Genomic DNA, 18,687 nt, shown 5'->3' on the forward strand with positions numbered 1-18,687 from the left:
GCGATGGAATCAGCTCTCGCCACCCGCGTTACCGGTGTTGCCGGCGTTCACGTCGTGGAGGCGGTAGCGGTCGATCGCCTGCTGCGGGAGGCTCGCGTCGACCTCACCCCGAGCAGCGAGCTGCTGGAGGGTGCGGACGACGAGCGACGGGCCGTCGATCTTGAAGAAGCGACGGGCAGCGGCGCGCGTGTCGGAGAAGCCGAAGTCGTCGGCTCCCAGCGTCGCGAAGTCGCCAGGCACGAACTGACGGATCTGGTCCGGCACGGCGTGCATGTGGTCGGTCACGGCGACGAACGGGCCTGCGGCACCGCTCAGCTTCTCCGTGACGTAAGGCACACGACGCTCCTCCTGCGGGTGCAGGAAGTTGTGCTGGTCGGCGGCGAGACCGTCGCGACGGAGCTCGGTCCAGCTCGTGACGCTCCAGACGTCTGCGGAGACGCCCCAGTCGTCGGCGAGGAGCTGCTGCGCCTCGATCGCCCACGGGACCGCGACACCGGAAGCCATGAGCTGGGCCTTCGGGCCCTGCTTGTCGCTCGTGCTGATGCGGTGGATACCGCGCACGATGCCGTCGACGTCCACGCCCTCGGGCTCGACGGGCATGACCATCGGCTCGTTGTACACCGTGAGGTAGTACATGACGTTCGGGTCCTCGTGCTCGCCGCCGTACATGCGCTGGATACCGCTGCGCACGATGTGCGCGATCTCGTAGCCGTACGCCGGGTCGTAGCTGACGACCGCGGGGTTCGACGACGAGAGCAGCAGCGAGTGGCCGTCGGCGTGCTGGAGGCCCTCACCCGTGAGGGTGGTGCGACCGGCGGTCGCGCCGATCATGAAGCCACGGGTCATCTGGTCGCCGGCCGCCCAGATGGCGTCGGCGGTGCGCTGGAAGCCGAACATCGAGTAGAAGACGTAGACCGGGATGAGCGGCTCGCCCTGCACCGAGTACGAGGTTCCGATCGCGGAGAAGGCCGCGACGGCGCCCGCCTCGTTGATGCCCACGTGCACGATCTGACCCTGCGGGCTCTCCTTGTAGGCGAGCAGCAGTTCGCGGTCCACCGAGGTGTAGTGCTGACCGTTCGGGTTGTAGATCTTCGCGCTCGGGAAGAACGCGTCCATACCGAAGGTGCGTGCCTCGTCGGGGATGATCGGGACGATCCGGTTGCCGAAGTCCTTGGCGCGGAGGAGGTCCTTCAGCAGTCGGACGAACGCCATCGTGGTGGCGATCTCCTGCGTTCCGGAGCCCTTCTTCGCTGCCGCGTACGCGGAGTCGTCGGGCAGGTTCAGCTGCGTGTACTTGCTGCGACGCTCGGGGACGTACCCGCCGAGTGCGCGGCGACGCTCGTGCAGGTACTGGATCGCCTCGTCGTCCTCGCCCGGGTGGTAGTACGGCGGGAGGTAGGGGTTCTCTTCGAGCTGCGAGTCGGTGATCGGGATGCGCATCGTGTCCCTGAAGGTCTTCAGGTTGTCGAGCGTCATCTTCTTCATCTGGTGGGTCGCGTTGCGGCCCTCGAAGCTCGGGCCGAGGCCGTAGCCCTTGATCGTGTGCGCGAGGATGACCGTCGGCTGACCCTTGTGCTCACTGGCCGCCTTGAACGCCGCGTAGACCTTGCGGTAGTCGTGGCCGCCACGCTTGAGGTTCCAGACCTCGTCGTCGGTGTAGCCCTCGACAAGCTTCAGGGCGCGCTCGTCGCGGCCGAAGAAGTTCTCGCGGACGTAGGCGCCGTCCTCCGTCTTGTACGTCTGGAAGTCGCCGTCGGGCGTGACGTTCATGAGGTTGAGGAGCGCGCCGTCGGTGTCGCGGTTGAGGAGGTCGTCCCACTCGCGGCCCCAGATGACCTTGATGACGTTCCAGCCGGCGCCGCGGAAGAAGCTCTCGAGCTCCTGGATGATCTTGCCGTTCCCGCGGACGGGGCCGTCGAGGCGCTGCAGGTTGCAGTTGATCACGAAGTTGAGGTTGTCGAGGCCCTCGTTCGCGGCGACCTGGAGCTGGCCGCGGCTCTCGACCTCGTCCATCTCGCCGTCGCCGAGGAACGCCCAGACCTGCTGGTCGCTGGCGTCCTTGATGCCACGGTTGGTGACGTACTTGGCGAGGTGCGCCTGGTAGATCGCGTTGATCGGGCCGAGACCCATCGAGACCGTCGGGAACTGCCAGAAGTCCGGCATGAGGCGCGGGTGCGGGTACGAGGAGAGCCCGTGCGGAGCGTGCGACTTCTCCTGGCGGAAGCCGTCGAGCTGGTCGGTGCTGAGGCGGCCCTCGAGGAAGGCGCGGGCGTAGGTGCCGGGGGAGGCGTGGCCCTGGATGTAGATCTGGTCGCCACCGCCCGGGGCGTCCTGGCCGCGGAAGAAGTGGTTGAAGCCGACCTCGTAGAGCGCGGCCGACGACGCGTAGGTGGAGATGTGTCCGCCGACACCGATGCCGGGGCGCTGCGCGCGGTGCACGGTCATGGCCGCGTTCCAGCGGATCCAGGCGCGGTAGCGGCGTTCGATGTCCTCGTCGCCCGGGAAGTCGGGCTCGTTCTCCGAGGCGATGGTGTTGATGTAGTCGGTGGTCGGCACCATCGGCACGCCGAGGTGCAGCTCCTTCGAGCGCTTGAGGAGGCTCAGCATGATGTCGCGGCCGCGACCGCGGCCACGTTCGTCGACGAGGGCGTCGAGGGACTCATTCCACTCGGACGTCTCCTCAGGATCGGCGTCTACGTGGTTGGACGAGTATGGATCCTGGTCGTGAACAGTCACCGTCGACCTTTCTCTCGTGGCAGATCGTGCCTGGGTTGTGATGGTGAACTCCATGCGTCCTGATGGGTATGGACGCGGGCGCCACCTTTCACCCTATCCGGTCACCCCAGGGAACGGTGACCGAGCGGCGCACCCCTCCGGGTTTGTGCAGCTGCGGTGCGGGGTTAGGATGTGTGACCGGATCGGACCCGTCCACCGCTCGGGCGATCCGGAGCAGGCGAACCCGCCTGAAAGGACCCTCATGGCACTCGAGAACGACACCCTGGCACCCGACTTCGAACTGGCGAACCAGTTCGGTGAACTCGTCAGGTTGAGTCAGTTCCGCGGCAGTTCGGCTGTCGCACTCGTCTTCTTCCCGCTGGCGTTCTCCGGGACGTGCACGGGGGAGTTGTGCGAGCTCCGCGACAACCTCAGCCTGTTCACCGACGACCAGGTCACGCTCGTGGGCATCTCCGTCGACTCGAAGCACACCCTGCGGGCTTGGGCCGAGCAGGAGCAGTACGGCTTCCAGCTGCTGGCCGATTTCTGGCCGCATGGTCAGGTCGCCAAGGAGTACGGCGTCTTCCTGCAGGAGAAGGGCTTCGCGAACCGGGCGACGTTCCTCATCGACCAGCAGGGCATCATCCGCGAGAGCTTCATCACCGCGCCTGGCGAGGCCCGTTCGCTTGCGGCCTACCGCGCCGCGCTCGAAGAACTGCGGCAGCCGGCCTGAGCCGCGGCCCGCTGAGGTCGATCCGGTTCGCCGGACGTGTCAGCCGGTGATGATGATCTCGGGTGCGCGCTCGTAGCGGATGAACCGATACGGGACGCCTGTTCGTGATTCCGACCAGCCGTGCGCCGGATCGATCGTGACGGGCACCCATTCCTCGCCGATGATCGGCGCGAAGGTGTCGCCCGCGACGTCGAGGTCGAGTTCGGTGACCTCCAGGCGGTCGGCGAGGGGGAGCGCCTCGGCGAAGAGACCCGCGCCACCAGTGACCCAGGCCTGGCCGTTGCCGGCGAGCTGTGCCGCCTCGAACGCGTCCTCCAGGGAGTGCGCGACGATCGCGCCGTCGGCTGACCACGCGTGATCGCGGGTGACGACGATGTTCGGGCGTCCCGGGAGCGGACGGAACCGTGGGGGGAGCGAATCCCAGGTGCGGCGTCCCATGATCACCGCGTCCGACCCGGTGAGCGCCTTGAAGTGCGCGAGGTCTTCGGGGACGTGCCAGGGCATGTCGCCATCGGCGCCGATGACGCCCTGGTGGGCCTGGGCCCAGATGAGCGCCAGGCTCATACGGCGACGGCCGCTCGGATGGCGGGGTGGTGCTGGTAGTCGACGATCTCGAGGTCGTCGTACTCCACGTCGAAGATGCTGTCGCGCTTCGTGTTGATACGCAGCTTCGGGTAGGGGAACGGTGCGCGGGTGAGCTGCTCCGTCACCTGTTCGACATGGTTGTCGTAGATGTGGCAGTCGCCCCCGGTCCACACGAAGTCGCCGACCTCGAGGCCGACCTGCTCGGCGACGAGGTGGGTGAGGAGCGCGTAGCTGGCGATGTTGAAGGGGACGCCGAGGAAGAGGTCTGCGCTGCGCTGGTAGAGCTGGCAGGAGAGCTTGCCGTCGGCGACGTAGAACTGGAAGAAGGCGTGGCACGGGGCGAGCGCCATGTTGGGGATGTCGGCGACGTTCCACGCGGAGACGATGATGCGGCGCGAGTTCGGGTCGGTGCGCAGCTGTTCGATGACCTGCGAGATCTGGTCGATGTGCGAGCCGTCGGGGGTCGGCCAGGAGCGCCATTGCACACCGTAGACGGGGCCGAGTTCGCCCTGGTCGTCGGCCCATTCGTCCCAGATGGAGACGCCGTGTTCCTGCAGCCAGCGGACGTTGCCGTCGCCGCGGAGGAACCAGAGGAGTTCGTAGGCGATGGACTTCCAGTGCACCCGCTTGGTGGTGATGAGCGGGAAGCCCTGGGAGAGGTCGAAGCGGAGCTGGCGGCCGAACACGCTGCGGGTGCCGGTTCCGGTGCGGTCGCCTTTGGTGGCGCCGTGCTCGAGCGTGTCGCGCAGGAGGTCTTCGTACGGGGTGGGGATCGTCGTATCCATCCCCTCGATCGTACGGCCAGCGACCGTCACCGCGCCCGACCGATCGTCCGGTGTCGCGATGGATGCGCGCGGACCCGGGTTGTGGAGCGTTCCGGCTCCGACGGCGACTCCGGCTAGACTCGACGAGTCGCATCGGACGCTTCCATCCGATCGCGGGCCTTTAGCTCAGCTGGTAGAGCGCCACGTTTACACCGTGGATGTCGTCGGTTCGATCCCGGCAGGGCCCACCTGAATACGACGTCCGAGATCATCCCGATGGTTCTGCTCCACCTCGACGCGCAGCGTTCGCGTCAACGGCCGACGCGCTCGGACGGAGGTACATGTGCGCGCAATGCACCCGTGGCCGGTGCGTTCGCGATCATGACCGGTTCCGCGCCGGGCCGGACACCTTCCCCGGCACGGGTCTCGGGCTCCCGTGCCGGGTCGGGTGGCTATGAGGCGTCTGCGGCAGTCGCGGTCGCGCGCAATCCGTCGAGGAGCGGGGTGGTCGGGCGGCCGAGGATCTTCGACAGCTTGGGATCCGCCGAGTCCAGCGCGCCAGCGGCGATCCCGGCATCCAGGCCGGCGACGAAACCGGCCGTGCCTTCGTCGAGACCCGCCTCGCGCAGCGGCGCGACGAGCTGCTGACCGGCACTCGTTTGGAGACTGCGCTGAGGATCTGAACGTCTTCAACCCGCGCAAGAACCGTGCGCGTCGCCACGATGGTGAGTAGCGGCACTCGTGGGGTAGGTGCTGTGTCTCGGGACCGGTGTAACGACAAGTCTCGTTCTGTGGGGCGATGGATTGCATTGGTAGTGCAGTATGCTGCCCTCGTGCGCGAAACCACAGACGTCCTGCCTGAAACGGTCGCCGTCGCCGATGCGATCGGAAGCCGAGTCCGGCGCTGGCGCGCCGAGCGTGCATGGACGCTCGACGGCCTCGCCGATCGGTCGGGCGTCAGTCGACGCACGCTCGTCGGGATCGAAGCCGGACAGTCCAATCCGAGCATCAGCATCCTGCTTCGGCTTGCCGACGCTTTCGGCGTGGGCCTCGCCGATCTCGTCGAGGATGCCGCCAGGGCGCAGACTCGGATCAGTCGAGCCGGCACCGCCCCGGTGCTCTGGCAGGGTGACTCCGGGGGTCAGGGTGTCCTTGTCGGAACGACGGAGCCGCCGACCGTCGTCGAGCACTGGGACTGGCGCATGAACCCGGGAGAGGGGCACGAGAGCGAGGCGCACACCGCCGAGACCCGCGAGATCATCCTGGTTCACGAAGGCCGACTCGACGTCGCCATCGGACAGCAGGAGACGACCCTTGAACCAGGGGACTCGATCGCCATGCCCGGAGACCAGGCACACGCCTACCGGTGCCACGGCACTGAGCGCGTTCATTTCACCATGACTGTCCTGCAGCCAGGTGTCGGAGGAGGAAATTGATGAATGCAATCGAGAACGACCGGACCTGGTTCGACGGGGCCATGGTCGACGAAGCGGTGTTCGCACTGCGTCCCGACTATCGTGCGTTCCTCGTCCTCGCTGACGGCCTCGTTCCGGGGCCGAGCGACGAGGCGAGCGAGGCGCTACTCCTGTCGGCTGAGCGACGTATCACCCAGCGTCTCGAAGGCGGCAAGCCTGAGGAACTCCCGGAGATCGCAGCCTGGCGGGAGGCCTATCGTTCCTTCGGCGCCAAGCCGCAGCGAACGCGACCGAGCGTCGAGGCGCTCGTTCGACGCATCGACGACGGCCTTCCCCGCATCGACCGGATCACCGACACCTACAACGCCATCTCGGTCGGCCACCTCCTGCCGCTCGGCGGGGAGAACGCGGACGCGTACATCGGGCCGGCCCGGCTCGTGCGCGCCGACGGAACCGAGGACTTCGAGGTCTCTGCCGCAGGCGAGCTCACGGTCGAGCATCCCGAGGTGGGTGAAGTGGTGTGGCGAGACGATCAGGGCGTGACCTGCCGCCGCTGGAACTGGCGGCAGCCCCCGCGAACCCGCATCACGCTTGACACGACTCGGGCGTTCTTCATCATCGATGCGCTGCTCGATGCAACGCCCGGCGTCGTCGTCGATGAAGCGGCTCAGGAACTCCAGACCGCTCTCGCCGCGTTCAGTCCCGACGCCACCTTCACGACCCGCCTCCTGGGCCCGACCGCCTGAGTTCTGCGGCGCACACCGACCGTCCTCATGATCGAAAGAGACCCGATGACCCAGAACATCAAGCACCCGCGGCCGGACAAGAAGGCGCTCGACACCCTGGAATTCGACACCCAGGCCGTGCACGCCGGAAACACCACGGACTCGGCCGGCGGGGCGATCCGCACGCCGATCGTCATGGCGAACTCGTACGGCCTCCCGGACGATCCATCGGAGATGGACTGGTCCGACACCGACACCCTGGCATACACCCGGAACTCCGGTTTCAACCAGATCTGTCTGCAGACGAAACTCACCGCTCTCGAGCGCGGTGAAGACAGCGCCGTGTTCGCGACGGGAGTGGCCGCGCTGCACGCGGTGTTCTTCACGCTGCTGAAGACCGGCGATCACGTCGTCGTCGGCGACGTCACCTACGAGGCCGTCTGGCGCCTCATGGCCGAACTGCTCCCTGAGAAGTACGGCATCGAGACGACATTCGTCGACATGGGTGACCTCGACGCCGTTCGAGCCGCGATGCGTCCGAACACGAAGCTCGTGCACACCGAGGTGATCGCGAACCCGACGACGAAGGTCGCGGATGTGGCGGCGATCGCACGGATCGCGCATGACGGCGGCGCCCTGTTGTCGATCGACTCCACGTTCACGCCGCCGCCGTTCTTCCGCCCGCTCGAGTTGGGGGCCGACCTCGTCGAACACTCACTGACCAAGTACATCAACGGTCATGGGGACGCCATGGGTGGAGCCGTCATCGGCAGTCGCGAGCTGATCGGGCGTATCAAGTCCGAAGCACTCGTCGATGTCGGTGGAACCATCTCTCCCTTCAATGCGTGGCTCATCATGCGCGGGTCGGTCACGCTTCCCCTGCGTCTCCGGCAGCATCTCAGTACCGCGGAACAGGTCGCGTCCTTCCTCGAGAGCGACCCGCGCGTGAAGTTCATCCACTATCCCGGCCTCAGCTCCCATCCGCAGCACGAGGTGGCGGTGCGGCAGTTCGCCGGTCGCGGCTTCGGAGCGATGATGGCGTTCGCCGTCGATGGCGAGCCAGCGACGCAGAACCGATTCGTCGCAAACCTCCGCGTCATCACCTCCGCGGTCTCACTCGGGCACGACGAGACGTTGATCGTGCACGTCGCAGGCGAAGCACGCGGCGGATCAGAGCGCTACCCGGAGATCTTCCAGCAGTACGGCCATCTGCGGCTTTCCATCGGCCTCGAAGATCCGCGGGACCTCATCGCCGACTTGCAGGCTGCACTTGACGCCACGTTTCCGGAGTAGGTGAGAGTAGGTGATCGAGCGACGAGTGTACGACCTCGCTGCTCGGTTCACTCCGCTACCGCTCCGCGGCAAGCGCGGCATTCGCAGGCCTCTGGGCAATCGCTGAGGCCCGGAAACACGGGGAACTGAGCGATTCGCGAGTCTTTCCACCGTGGATGTCGTCGGTTCGATCCCGGCAGGGCCCACCGAACAGCAAGCCCCGAGATCATGCGGATCTCGGGGCTTCTTCGTATGGACGGCCGCCCAGCAGGGCTTGGCTCCCACTGATGGCTACGTCCCCGTGGCGCCCCCGCGGACGGGTTTGCACGTGCGCAAGATTCTCGATCCATGTTCGTTTGTTAAGACATTCTGTGTATGCTGGTCATGGCCTCACCGAACAGCTCACAGAAAGTTGTACAGAGACGTATGACCGCTCCATCAGCCACCACGTACGACGTCGTCACCATGGGACGCGTCGGCGTCGACATCTACCCATTGCAGGACGGCATCGGCCTCGAGGACGTCGACACCTTCGGCAAGTATCTCGGGGGGAGCGCCGCCAACGTCGCTGTCGCCGCCGCGCAGCACGGGCACCCGACGGCGCTCATCAGCAGGACGGGCAACGACCCCTTCGGTCGATACGTCCACCGCGAACTCGGACGCCTCGGCGTCGCTGACGAGTTCGTCGGTTGGGAGGCGGACTTGCAGACGCCGGTCACCTTCTGCGAGATCTTCCCGCCGGACGACTTCCCGTTGTACTTCTACCGGAAGCCGAAGGCACCCGACCTGACGATCACATCGAAGTCCCTCGACCTCGACGCGATCTACCGTGCCAAGGTGTTCTGGGCGACGGTGACGGGGCTCAGCGAGGAACCGAGCCGCTCGGCCCACTTCACCGCGTGGGAAGCCCGCGCCCGCCGGCCGCTGACGATCCTCGACCTCGACTACCGTCCGATGTTCTGGAACTCGGCCGAGCAGGCCTCCGCCCAGGTCGGGCGAGCGCTCGAACACGTCACGGTCGCGGTCGGCAACCGTGAGGAATGCGAGGTGGCTGTCGGCGAGACGGATCCACACCGCGCTGCAGACGCTTTGCTGGAACGCGGCGTCGAACTCGCCATCGTCAAACAGGGTCCGAAGGGGTCCTCGCCAAGACGCGCGACGAGACCGTCGAGGTCCCGCCGTACTTCGTTGACGTCGTGAACGGACTCGGCGCGGGGGACAGCTTCGGTGGCGCCCTCTGCCACGGACTCATAGAAGGGTGGGGTCTCGAGAAGATCCTGCGGTTCGCCAACATCGCCGGGGCGATCGTCGCGTCGCGGCGGGAGTGCTCGACGGCCATGCCGAACTCCGCTGAGGTGCTCGAGATCCTCGACACCATCGGCACCGTCGGTGCAGCAGAACTCGGAGGTGCCCGATGACCATCGTGAACAACGCCAGGACAGCGCGGTTCCTCCGCGAAAGCGCTTTCGAGCGCCTGCGCGAGGTCCGCGTATCCGACCCGGCCGCCATCGCCCGTGCCCATGCCGGTCGGCGTCGGCGCGAGCTCATCCGCGGTGACGGTCGACTCTTCATCGTCGCTGCCGACCACCCGGCTCGCGGAGCCCTCGGGGTGCGCGACGAGTCGATGGCCATGGCCGACCGATACGAGCTCCTGGACCGCCTCGCGCTCGCGCTCTCGCGCCCTGGTGTCGACGGCGTGCTGGGCACCCCGGACATCGTCGACGACCTCGCCCTCCTCGGCCTGCTCGACGACAAGGTCGTGGTCGGGTCGATGAACCGGGGTGGGCTGCGCGGCGCCGCGTTCGAGATGGACGACCGTTTCACCGGCTACGACATTCCCGGGATCGTGCGAGACGGTCTCGACTTCGCCAAGACACTCCTCCGGGTGAACCTCAGCGATGCCGGATCGGTCGCGACCATCGAGGCGAACGCCCGTGCCGTCGACCAGGCGGTCGAGGCTCGTGTGCCGATCATGCTCGAACCGTTCATGAGCGAGTGGCGCGAGGGACGGATCGTCAACGACCTCTCAGCCGAGGCGGTCATCACCTCGATCGCCATCGCGTCCGGTCTCGGATCGAGTTCGGCGTACACCTGGATGAAGCTGCCGGTCGTCGAGGAGATGGAACGCGTCATGGCTGCCACCTCGATGCCGACACTCCTGCTCGGTGGCGAGCCGAACGGCCATCAGGACGACGTCTACTCGTCTTGGGAACGAGCCCTCGAACTGCCCGGTGTCCGCGGCCTGGTCGTCGGACGCACCTTGATCTACCCGGCCGACGGCGATGTCTCCGCTGCAGTCGACACCGCGGCGGGGCTCGTCCACGCCGACCTCCCCTCCTGAGCCTCCCGATCCGCCGCGATCGCTGATCCTTTACAGATTGGAACCACCCGCATCATGAGCACTGACTCCCTCCCCGTCGTCCCGCACTGGATCGACGGAGCCGAAGCCCCCTCCAGTTCCGGTCGCACCGCCCCGGTCTACGACCCCGCGCTCGGTGTCGCGACGAAGCACGTCGCGCTCGCCGATCAGGACGAGATCGCCGCAGCTGTCGCATCGGCTGCCAAGGCCTTCCCGGCCTGGCGCGACTTGTCCCTCGCGAAGCGTCAGCAGATCGTGTTCAAGTTCCGTGAGCTGCTCGAGGCGAAGAAGGGCGAGCTGGCGGAGATCATCACCGCGGAGCACGGCAAGGTCGTCTCCGACGCACTCGGTGAGATCACGCGCGGTCAGGAGGTCGTGGAGTTCGCGACCGGTCTCGCGCACCACCTGAAGGGTGAGTTCTCGGAGCAGGTCTCGACCGGTGTGGACGTGTACTCCACGAAGCAGCCGCTCGGGGTCGTGGGGATCATTTCGCCGTTCAACTTCCCCGCGATGGTGCCGATGTGGTTCTTCCCGATCGCGATCGCGGCCGGGAACACGGTCGTGCTGAAGCCGAGTGAGAAGGACCCGTCCGCGGCGATCTGGCTCGCGAAGCTGTGGAAGGAGGCCGGGCTCCCTGACGGGGTGTTCACGGTGTTGAACGGTGACAAGGAGGCCGTCGACGGGCTCCTCACCCACCCCGACGTCCGCGCGATCTCCTTCGTCGGTTCCACGCCGATCGCGAAGTACGTGTACGAGACCGGCACCGCGCACGGCAAGCGCGTCCAGGCGCTCGGCGGGGCGAAGAACCACATGCTCGTGCTGCCCGACGCCGACCTCGACCTCGTCGCCGACTCCGCCATCAACGCCGGCTTCGGCTCCGCAGGGGAACGGTGCATGGCGATCTCCGTGGTCGTCGCCGTCGAGCCCGTCGCGGACGAGCTCATCGCCAAGATCGCCGAACGCGCGGCGACCTTGCGGATCGGTGACGGCCGCCGGAACTGCGACATGGGGCCATTGGTGACGAAGGTGCACCGCGACAAGGTCGCGTCCTACCTCGACATCGCCGAAGCCGACGGGGCGACGATCGTCGTCGACGGCCGCAACACCCCGATCGACGGCGACCCGAACGGGTTCTGGCTCGGCCCCACCCTCATCGACAACGTGCCGACGACGTCGAAGGTGTACACGGAGGAGATCTTCGGACCCGTCCTCGCAGTCGTGCGCGTGCAGTCCTACGAGGAGGGCGTCGCGCTCATCAACGGCGGCGCGTTCGGCAACGGGACCGCGATCTTCACCAACGACGGCGGCGCCGCCCGACGGTTCCAGAACGAGATCCAGGTCGGGATGATCGGCATCAACGTGCCCATCCCCGTCCCGGTCGCGACGTTCTCCTTCGGCGGGTGGAAGGACTCACTGTTCGGCGACACCAAGGCCCACGGTGCCGAGGGCGTTCGGTTCTTCACCCAGCAGAAGGCCATCACCTCCCGCTGGCTCGACCCCTCCCACGGCGGCATCAACCTCGGCTTCCCCCAGAACTGAGGCTCCCGGACGGCCCTTCGACAGGCCCAGGGAACGGCGCGGTGCCCGAGCCGACATCGTTCCGCAGTCCTGTCGAAGGGCATGATCGAATCACACACGATGGAGTGAACAACATGCAGTGGATGTACGAGCGGGGTGACCTCGCCCGAGACGGCTGGGAGAGCGTCGTCGACGGCTCGATCGACGGCTGGACGCACACGGGTCTCCGCGTCGCGGTCCTCGCCGACGGTGATGCCATCGACCTCCCGGCGGGCGATGTGGAACGGATCGTCGTCCCGCTCGCCGGTGCCTTCAGCATCAGCTGGACGGACGCTGAGCAGCGGGATGGCACCACGGCGCTCTCCGGCCGTCGATCCGTCTTCGACGGACCGACCGATGTCCTCTACGTGGGTGCAAGGACAGCGTGCGTCCTCAGCGGAGTCGGTCGAGTCGCTGTGGCCGAGGCCCGACGACGGCGATCCACCCGACGCGTCGTGTCGCTGCGGAGGAGATCCCCGTCGAGCTGCGCGGCGCGGGCCGGTCAAGTCGTCAGGTCCACAACTTCGGGACGCCGGACGCGCTCGACGCCGCGAAGCTCATCGTGTGCGAGGTCGTGACGCCCGCAGAGAACTGGTCGTCCTACCCCGCCCACAAGCACGACGAGCACCTGCCTGGGGCGGAATCGCGCCTCGAGGAGATCTACTACTTCGAGTCCGCCGTGTCGAAGGGTCTGGAAGCACCGACGGCCGCGGATCCCTTCGGGATGTTCGCGACCTACTCCTCGCCCGCCGGGGAGATCGACATCAATGCGATCGTCCGCACCGGCGACATCGCGCTCGTCCCGTTCGGATACCACGGTCCTGCCGTCGCCGCGCCGGGGTACGACCTCTACTACCTGAACGTCATGGCCGGACCCGACCAGGAACGGGTCTGGAACATCAGCGACGACCCGGCACACGCGTGGATCCGCCAAACCTGGGAGGGCCAGGACATCGACCCCCGGCTGCCCTACGCCGGTCCCACAGCTACTCAGACGAACACCCGCTCCGACGCAGAAGGACAGCAGTGATGGCGACGAAATCCAGGACGAAGCGGATGACGGTGAGCCAGGCGCTCGTCGAATTCCTCGGTCACCAGTGGACCGTGGACGGCGACCACCGTGAGCGGACCATCCCCGGCATGTTCGGCATCTTCGGGCACGGCAACGTCGCCGGACTCGGCCAGGCACTCAAGCAGGCGAACTCCCTGCAACCTGATCTCATGCCGTACTTCCAGGCACGCAACGAGCAGGCGATGGTGCACCAGTCCGTCGGGTACGCCCGCATGCACCGCCGCCTCGGCACCTTCGCGAGCGCGGCCTCGGTCGGCCCGGGTGCCGCGAACATGCTGACCGGTGCCGCCCTCGCCACCACCAACCGGCTTCCGGCGCTCCTGTTGCCCAGCGACACCTTCGCGACGCGCGTCGCCGACCCGGTCCTCCAGCAACTCGAACTGCCCCACGACATCGGCATCACCGTCAACGACGCGTTCCGTCCGCTGTCCCGGTTCTTCGACCGGGTGCAGCGGCCCGAGCAGCTGTTCTCGATCGCCCTCGCCGCCATGCGTGTGCTCACCGACCCCGCCGAGACGGGTGCGGTCACGATCGCCCTGCCGGAGGATGTGCAGGCGGAGACCGTCGACGTCCCACTCGAATTCCTGCAGAACCGTGAATGGCACCTGCGCCGTCCGCTGCCGGAACGAGCTGCGCTTGCCCGCGCCGTCGCGGCGATCCGCGGGGCGAAGCGTCCGATCATCATCGCCGGCGGGGGAGTGATCTATTCGAACGCGGAGGAGGCGCTGCGTCTGCTCGTCGAGGCGACCGGCATCCCCGTCGGCACCTCGCAGGCCGGTGGTGGGTCGCTCGTCTGGGACCACCCGCAGAACGTCGGCGCGATCGGCGCCACCGGGACGACGGCGGCCAACCGTCTCGCGGCGGAGGCAGACGTCGTGATCGGCATCGGCACTCGCTACAGCGACTTCACCACGGCGAGCCGCACGGCGTTCCAAGCCGAGGGCGTGACCTTCGTCAACGTCAACGTCGCGAGCTTCGACGCCTACAAGCATGGGACGCAGATCGCCGTCGTCGCCGACGCGCGGGAGACGGTCGAAGCGCTCCACGATGAGCTCGCTCGGTTCCGAGTCGCTGCCGACTACGCCGAGACCATCCGCCGTGAAAAGGCGGCATGGGACGCGACCGTCGACGCCGCTTTCGAGCCGTCGGGACTCGCCCTCCCCGGACAGGCGGAGATCATCGGTGCCGTCCAATCGTCGACCGAGCCTGAGGACGTCATCGTCCAGGCGGCGGGATCACTCCCCGGCGACCTCCACAAGTTGTGGCGCGTGCGGGACGCCCTCGGCTACCACGTCGAATACGCCTTCTCCTGCATGGGCTACGAGATCGCCGGCGGTCTCGGCGTGAAGCGTGGTGCCGAGGCGAGCGGATCCGACCGCGACGTGGTCGTCATGGTGGGCGACGGGTCGTACCTCATGCTGCACACGGAGCTCGTGACCGCGGTCGCCGAGGGCATCAAGCTCATCGTCGTCCTCATCCAGAACCACGGGTACGCCTCGATCGGACACCTATCGGAGACGGTCGGTTCCGAACGCTTCGGCACCTGGTACCGCAGCCTCGATCCCGAGGCCCGCAACTTCCAGGGCGAGGAGATCCTGCCCGTCGACCTCGCCGCCAACGCGCGCAGCTACGGCGTCGACGTGATCGAGGTCGAGCCCGGCGCCTCGTCGATCGACGACCTTAGGGCGGCCATGGCGACCGCGAAGGCCTCCGACCGGACGACGCTCATCCACATCAACAGCGACCCGCTGCTGTACGCGCCCGACGGCGAGGGCTGGTGGGACGTCCCCGTGCCCGCGGTCTCCGAGCTGCCGAGCACGCAGCGTGCGTACCAGGAGTACGCCGAGATCAAGGCCACCCAGAAGCCACTGCTCGGCTGAGTGAACGACCAGAATCCCACGAACGAGTACCGAAGGAACCCGATGTCAGCATCCACCACCACCCCGTCGATCCGTATCGGCACCGCTCCCGACTCCTGGGGTGTCTGGTTCCCCGACGACCCGAAGCAGGTCCCGTGGGAGCGCTTCCTCGACGAGGTCGTCGCTTCCGGCTACGAGTGGATCGAGCTCGGCCCGTACGGGTACCTCCCCACCGATCCGAACCAGCTCGCCGACGAACTCGGCGCCCGTGGGCTCAAGCTCTCGGCGGGAACCGTCTTCACCGGCTTCCACAAGGGCGACGACCAGTGGAAGCGCGCCTGGGACCAGGCGCTCGACATCGCCGGGCTCGTCTCGAAGCTCGGGGCCGAGCACCTCGTCGTGATCCCGGACCTGTGGCGCAGTGACGCGACGAGTGAGGTCCTCGAGGCTCGCACCCTCGACGACGGGCAGTGGGCGAAGCTCGCCGCCGGTCACGATCGTCTCGGCAAGGCCCTCCTGGAGGAGTTCGGGATCAACCAGCAGTTCCACTCGCACGCCGACAGCCACGTCGGGACGACCAGGGAGGTCGAGCGCTTCCTCGCCGAGACGGACGAGCGGTACACGAACCTCTGCCTCGATACCGGCCACTTCTCCTACTACGGCGGCGACAACCTCAAGTTGATCGACGACCACCCCACACGGATCGGCTACCTCCACCTGAAGCAGGTCGACACCAGCCTGCTGTTCGACGTGCTGAAGAACGACGTGCCGTTCGCGGAGGCTGTCACCCAGGACATCATGGTGGAGCCGCCGTTCGGGGTCCCGGAGCTCGGTCCGATCATCGAACGCGTCGCTGCACTCGACCCGCAGATCTTCGGGATCGTCGAGCAGGACATGTACGGCTGCTCCGTCGACCGGCCGTTCCCGATCGCCAAGCGCACACGTGAGCACATCTTCGGCGAGACCGCCGCTGCCCGCGTCAGCTGAACCCACTTCGACCAGTCAGAATCCACGGAAGGCACCGACGCCATGAGCACCACCACCCAGACCACCGACCGTCCCACCGGGACCGACGCACGGACGGGTGACCTCCGGGTCGGCATCGTCGGTGCAGGCCTGATGGGAGCCGACCACGTCAAACGGATCACCGAGCGGGTGAGTGGTGCGGTCGTCGCTGCGATCATCGAACCCGACGCGGGCCGTGCCGCGGCCGCGGCTGCCAACGCCCCCGGCGCCCAGGCGTTCACCCGGATCGAGGACGCGATCGCGGCCGGCGCCGTGGACGCGGTCCTCATCGCGACCCCCGGTCAGTTCCACGAGCCGGTCCTCCTGCCGGCCCTCGCCGCCGGACTCCCGATCCTCTGCGAGAAGCCGCTGACGCCCGACTCCACGTCGTCGTGGCGGGTGCTCGAGGCAGAACAGCAGCTCGACCGTCCGCACATCCAGGTCGGGTTCATGCGCCGCTTCGACGCGGAGTACCAGCAGCTGCGCGCCCTCGTCGAGTCGGGCGACGCCGGCGAGCTCCTCATGCTCCGCGGCGTCCACCGCAACGCGGTCGTCCCCGACACCTACACGCAGACGATGCTCATCACCGACTCGGTCGTGCACGAGTTCGACGTGCTGCCGTGGGTGGCCGGCTCGACCGTCGCGAGCGTCGAGGTGAAGTACCCGCGTCGCAACCGGCTGAGCCCTGACCACCTGCGCGAGCCGATCCTCGTCATCATCGAGCTCGCGAACGGTGTCCTCGTCGACGTCGAGATGAACGTGAGCGTCCAGTTCGGCTATCAGGTCGCGACCGAGGCGGTCTTCGCCGAGAGCATCGCGCGGATCGGTCAGCCGTCCGGCCTCCAGCAGTGGAAGGACGGCCGCTTCAGCGTCCCCGACCACACGAGCTTCGTGACGCGGTTCGCCGCGGCGTACGACGAGCAGGTCCAGCGCTGGGTGAACGCGGTCCGCGGGGGCACCCTCGTCGACGGGCCGAACGCCTGGGACGGCTACAAGGTGGCGCTCGCCTGTGAAGCGGGAGTCGCGGCCCTCACCACCGACGGCCCGGTGCCGGTCGCCATTCCCGAGCGCCCCGCGTTCTACGCTTGATCCGCGTCCGGCCGGCAAGCCTCGCGATGCCGGCCGGACGCACTGACGAAGGAGTTCCCCGATGGTCCGCATCGCCCTCGATCCGACCCCGTATCACCACGACCATGCACTGCTCGACTTCCCGGACATCGCCGCGCGGCTCGGATACGACCATCTGCAGCTGACGCCGCACGCCGACTTCGGGCCGTTCTTCCGGTACCCCAAGGCCGACGACGCCCTCGTCGCCGCCCTGCGCAAGCGCGTCGCCGACGCCGGGATCACGATTCCGGCGCTCCTGCCCGTGCAACGCATCTCCTCACCGGAGGAGAAGCAGCGGGAGGCGGCCGTGCGGAACTTCTCGCGCATCATCCACCTCGCCGTGGAACTCGGCGTCGACACCCTCAACACCGAGTTCAGCGGGCGCCCGGAGCGCAGCGAGGACTCTGAAGCGGCGTTCTACCGTTCGATGGAGACGTTGTTGCCGCTGGCCGAGCGGGAGGGCGTCCGGATCAACTTCGACCCGCACCCCGACGACTTCGTCGAGGACGGTCTTGAGGCATGGCGCATCATCCGCGGTCTCAACTCGGCATCGGTCGGCTTCGTGTACGTCGCGTCCCACACCTTCCACTACGGCGACCGCGCGACGACCCTGCTGCCCGAGATCGGCGACCGGCTCGGCGCGGTGTACGCCGCCGATTCGTTCGACCACCACCGCTCCCACGGGCTCCGGTACATCAGCAACCCGCCGGGGAACGCTGCTCGGGTGCACCAGCACCTCGCGATCGGCGACGGCGACGTCGATTGGACGCGATTGTTCGACGTGCTGGCGCGGACGGGTTTCCTGGACCGCGACGATGCGATCATCGTGTCCAACGTCTTCGCCGAGGATGAGCGGGCCGACGAGGTCTCCCGGTCACAGCTCACCCGACTCCATGAACTCGTGGAGTCGGCGCGCGCGAAAACTACCGCCGGGGGAGCGGGCGCCGGAGCGTGAGGCTCGGCCTCGTCGGGTACGGATTCGGCGGACGCACCTTGCTACGCGGCTGATCGAGGCGTCCTGCTCAGCGTCTTCCAGAACCGGCGCTGGGATTCCGAGGCCCGAACGCTGCAGGCGATCGTGCGTTCGGGCGCCATCGGTGACTTCCGCCTCGTCGAGAACGTCCTCGACCGGTGGGAACGTCGCGCGACCGCCCGTCACCGTACGCGGGCTCGACCTCCAGACGGACCAAGTGCTCGCCGGGCTTCGGCCCGCCGACCATGGCTGGGGCGTCGAGCCGCACGAGCGGTGGGGCACGCTCACGACGACGGGCGGTGAGCAGCGGCCGTATCCGCGCGCCGATGGTCGCTGGCAGGACTTCTACGCAGGAGTGCGTGAGGCGATCGACACCGGGTCAGGCGTCCTCCCCGTCGCCGTCGAGGGCTCCCTCGCGACATTCGCGATCCTCGAGGCCGCTCGCCGGAGCGCTCAGCTCGGAACCTGGGTGGACGTCCCGTCCGTCTGACAATCCTCTCGGTCCGCGTGCTCCCGGCACAGAAGAACGGCCCGTCCTCTCGATGA

At 67.5% G+C, this 18,687-nt stretch carries 14 protein-coding genes, 1 tRNA gene and 2 pseudogenes; 14 read left to right on the top strand and 3 right to left on the bottom strand.

Annotated elements, in window-relative coordinates; genetic code table 11:
• Positions 1-9: 9 nt before the first annotated feature.
• On the bottom strand, positions 10-2,736 hold the full coding sequence (gene aceE, locus FGL15_RS18015; protein ID WP_085510736.1) for a pyruvate dehydrogenase (acetyl-transferring), homodimeric type: 2,727 nt from the start codon (positions 2,734-2,736) through the stop codon (positions 10-12).
• Positions 2,737-2,977: 241 nt separating this feature from the next.
• Here aceE and FGL15_RS18020 point away from each other — a divergent pair, with 241 nt between their 5' ends.
• Positions 2,978-3,448 carry a peroxiredoxin gene (locus tag FGL15_RS18020; protein WP_064293656.1) on the top strand — a complete coding sequence of 157 codons (471 nt, stop codon included), beginning with the start codon at positions 2,978-2,980 and terminating at the stop codon, positions 3,446-3,448.
• Between the two features lie 39 nt (positions 3,449-3,487).
• Here FGL15_RS18020 and FGL15_RS18025 read toward each other — a convergent pair whose 3' ends face one another.
• Both FGL15_RS18025 and FGL15_RS18030 read right to left on the bottom strand, forming a co-directional pair.
• Positions 3,488-4,012, bottom strand: coding sequence for a dihydrofolate reductase (locus FGL15_RS18025; RefSeq protein WP_138946923.1), 525 nt, complete (start codon positions 4,010-4,012; stop codon positions 3,488-3,490).
• Positions 4,009-4,818, bottom strand: coding sequence for a thymidylate synthase (locus tag FGL15_RS18030; protein ID WP_138946924.1), 810 nt, complete (start codon positions 4,816-4,818; stop codon positions 4,009-4,011). The genes FGL15_RS18025 and FGL15_RS18030 overlap by 4 nt, the downstream gene beginning before the upstream one ends.
• Before the next feature lie 154 nt (positions 4,819-4,972).
• Between FGL15_RS18030 and FGL15_RS18035 the strand changes: the two genes are divergently transcribed.
• From FGL15_RS18035 to FGL15_RS18095, 13 genes and pseudogenes are all read left to right on the top strand, one after another.
• Positions 4,973-5,045 (top strand) — tRNA-Val (locus tag FGL15_RS18035).
• A gap of 585 nt (positions 5,046-5,630) precedes the next feature.
• Positions 5,631-6,233 carry a helix-turn-helix domain-containing protein gene (locus tag FGL15_RS18040; protein ID WP_240773603.1) on the top strand — a complete coding sequence of 201 codons (603 nt, stop codon included), beginning with the start codon at positions 5,631-5,633 and terminating at the stop codon, positions 6,231-6,233.
• Entirely contained in the window at positions 6,233-6,958 is a 726-nt protein-coding gene (locus FGL15_RS18045) for a B3/4 domain-containing protein (RefSeq protein ID WP_138946925.1), read from the top strand. Before FGL15_RS18040 ends, FGL15_RS18045 begins: the two co-directional genes overlap by 1 nt.
• 45 nt (positions 6,959-7,003) lie before the next feature.
• Positions 7,004-8,230, top strand: a complete 1,227-nt coding sequence (locus FGL15_RS18050; protein WP_138946926.1) for a PLP-dependent aspartate aminotransferase family protein — start codon at positions 7,004-7,006, stop codon at positions 8,228-8,230.
• Positions 8,231-8,635: 405 nt separating this feature from the next.
• Positions 8,636-9,627, top strand: a pseudogene (gene iolC / locus FGL15_RS18055) (5-dehydro-2-deoxygluconokinase).
• A complete protein-coding gene (locus tag FGL15_RS18060; protein ID WP_138946927.1) occupies positions 9,624-10,550 on the top strand; it encodes a class I fructose-bisphosphate aldolase in 927 nt (308 codons plus the stop codon). The pseudogene iolC and the gene FGL15_RS18060 overlap by 4 nt, the downstream one beginning before the upstream one ends.
• Positions 10,551-10,604: 54 nt before the next feature.
• A complete protein-coding gene (locus FGL15_RS18065) occupies positions 10,605-12,107 on the top strand; it encodes a CoA-acylating methylmalonate-semialdehyde dehydrogenase (RefSeq protein WP_138946928.1) in 1,503 nt (500 codons plus the stop codon).
• Positions 12,108-12,220: 113 nt separating this feature from the next.
• Positions 12,221-13,155, top strand: a pseudogene (gene iolB, locus FGL15_RS18070) (5-deoxy-glucuronate isomerase).
• Entirely contained in the window at positions 13,155-15,077 is a 1,923-nt protein-coding gene (gene iolD / locus FGL15_RS18075; RefSeq protein WP_138946929.1) for a 3D-(3,5/4)-trihydroxycyclohexane-1,2-dione acylhydrolase (decyclizing), read from the top strand. The pseudogene iolB and the gene iolD overlap by 1 nt, the downstream one beginning before the upstream one ends.
• 42 nt (positions 15,078-15,119) lie before the next feature.
• Positions 15,120-16,043: a sugar phosphate isomerase/epimerase gene (locus FGL15_RS18080; protein ID WP_138946930.1), complete on the top strand. Its 924-nt coding sequence runs from the start codon at positions 15,120-15,122 to the stop codon at positions 16,041-16,043.
• Positions 16,044-16,085: 42 nt separating this feature from the next.
• Positions 16,086-17,150, top strand: a complete 1,065-nt coding sequence (locus FGL15_RS18085) for a Gfo/Idh/MocA family protein (protein WP_138946931.1) — start codon at positions 16,086-16,088, stop codon at positions 17,148-17,150.
• A 61-nt stretch (positions 17,151-17,211) separates the two neighbouring features.
• Complete coding sequence (locus FGL15_RS18090) at positions 17,212-18,123, top strand: sugar phosphate isomerase/epimerase (protein WP_138946932.1); 912 nt, start codon at positions 17,212-17,214, stop codon at positions 18,121-18,123.
• Between the two features lie 142 nt (positions 18,124-18,265).
• Positions 18,266-18,631, top strand: coding sequence for a hypothetical protein (locus tag FGL15_RS18095; RefSeq protein WP_138946933.1), 366 nt, complete (start codon positions 18,266-18,268; stop codon positions 18,629-18,631).
• The last annotated feature ends 56 nt before the right edge of the window (positions 18,632-18,687 follow it).

This window comes from Plantibacter sp. M259 (assembly GCF_006065115.1).
GTDB classification, from domain to species: Bacteria; Actinomycetota; Actinomycetes; order Actinomycetales; family Microbacteriaceae; genus Plantibacter; species Plantibacter auratus.

Bases quoted from the DNA above. Each gene is read 5' to 3' on its own strand.
- FGL15_RS18060 (WP_138946927.1), top strand. From the start codon at position 9,624: ATGACCATCGTGAACAACGCCAGGACAGCGCGGTTCCTCCGCGAAAGC.
- FGL15_RS18065 (WP_138946928.1), top strand. From the start codon at position 10,605: ATGAGCACTGACTCCCTCCCCGTCGTCCCGCACTGGATCGACGGAGCC.
- iolD (WP_138946929.1), top strand. From the start codon at position 13,155: ATGGCGACGAAATCCAGGACGAAGCGGATGACGGTGAGCCAGGCGCTC.
- FGL15_RS18080 (WP_138946930.1), top strand. From the start codon at position 15,120: ATGTCAGCATCCACCACCACCCCGTCGATCCGTATCGGCACCGCTCCC.
- FGL15_RS18050 (WP_138946926.1), top strand. From the start codon at position 7,004: ATGACCCAGAACATCAAGCACCCGCGGCCGGACAAGAAGGCGCTCGAC.
- FGL15_RS18045 (WP_138946925.1), top strand. From the start codon at position 6,233: ATGAATGCAATCGAGAACGACCGGACCTGGTTCGACGGGGCCATGGTC.
- FGL15_RS18090 (WP_138946932.1), top strand. From the start codon at position 17,212: ATGGTCCGCATCGCCCTCGATCCGACCCCGTATCACCACGACCATGCA.
- FGL15_RS18030 (WP_138946924.1), bottom strand. From the start codon at position 4,818: ATGGATACGACGATCCCCACCCCGTACGAAGACCTCCTGCGCGACACG.
- FGL15_RS18025 (WP_138946923.1), bottom strand. From the start codon at position 4,012: ATGAGCCTGGCGCTCATCTGGGCCCAGGCCCACCAGGGCGTCATCGGC.
- FGL15_RS18085 (WP_138946931.1), top strand. From the start codon at position 16,086: ATGAGCACCACCACCCAGACCACCGACCGTCCCACCGGGACCGACGCA.
- FGL15_RS18020 (WP_064293656.1), top strand. From the start codon at position 2,978: ATGGCACTCGAGAACGACACCCTGGCACCCGACTTCGAACTGGCGAAC.